Annotated in this window: 1 protein-coding gene; it reads right to left on the bottom strand. The window is 66.4% G+C overall.

What is annotated here, in order from left to right; all coding sequences use genetic code 11:
• Positions 1-202 precede the first annotated feature (202 nt).
• A partial coding sequence (locus DAI20_RS19945) for a GNAT family N-acetyltransferase (protein WP_159085153.1) occupies positions 203-581 on the bottom strand: 379 nt, incomplete at its 5' end.

Raw genomic sequence — 581 nt, 5'->3', positions numbered from 1 at the left:
AGGCCACCGGCGTCGTCGGAATACAGCGAGGTGTTGTAGGTGGCCAGGCGCAGCGCAGCGGACGGCTTTTCGGTCATCGCGGGGGACGTGGCGAAGGCAGGGGCGCTGGCGCCGCAGAGCAGGGCCAGGGCGAGGATCAGGGGATGGCGGCGGGTCATGTTCATGGGCCGTATTGTGCACCCGGCCCGGTGTCAGCGGTTTGTCAGCGCCCGTCCAGATCGTTGTCGAAATCGTGCCAGCGGCGGCCATCGTAGGCTTCCAGCGGATGGAAGCGACGCTTGTAGTCCATCTTCTGGTGGCCACGGATCCAATAGCCCAGGTACACGTGCGGCAGCCCCTCGCGGCGTGCCCATTCGATCTGCTGCAGGATCGCGAAGGTGCCCAGTCCACGTGCGGCGTGGTCCGGGTCGAAGAAGGTGTAGACCGCCGACAGGCCGTGCTCGGTGACGTCGGTCACCGCCACCCCCAGCAGTTGGCTGGGCTGACCGTCGTGGCCGGGCAGGCGCATTTCCATGAAGCGGGTGTGTGACCAGCTGCCGATCAGGAACTGCTCGAATTCGTGCGGGCCATGGTCGTCCATG

Source organism: Planctomonas deserti (assembly GCF_003067705.1).
Classification (GTDB): domain Bacteria; phylum Actinomycetota; class Actinomycetes; order Actinomycetales; family Microbacteriaceae; genus Planctomonas; species Planctomonas deserti.
This window is presented reverse-complemented; position numbering and strand designations above follow the sequence as displayed.